Annotated in this window: 1 protein-coding gene; it reads left to right on the top strand. The window is 66.7% G+C overall.

The window, feature by feature from the left end; genetic code table 11:
- The coding region (locus AC0L3S_RS39325) for a GNAT family N-acetyltransferase (protein WP_473285340.1) at positions 1 to 279 on the top strand (279 nt) is incomplete at both ends.

Genomic DNA, 279 nt, shown 5'->3' with positions numbered 1-279 from the left:
GAACATGCACATCGAACTGCTGGCCGCGCCGCTATGGCCGCTGCTGAACAAGTTTTACCGCAGCCACAACTCGTCGATGAAGGCGCTCAAGGGCGGGCAGCTGGGGGTTGCAAGGGACACGGCCATCGTTGCCGGGTTGTGCCTGACACCCGTGGTCGGTGGGCAGTGGCTGACGGGTGTGTTCGTCGACCCGGCCTATCGCGGCCAGGGGCTGGCGGCGCGGTTGATCCACCCGGCCGTGGCGCAGGTGGACGGCACAGTATGGTTGCTGTGCCACCC

This window comes from Bradyrhizobium sp. Ken01 (assembly GCF_055807355.1).
Note: the sequence above shows the minus strand (reverse complement) of the source record. Positions and strands in the feature narration are given on the sequence as shown.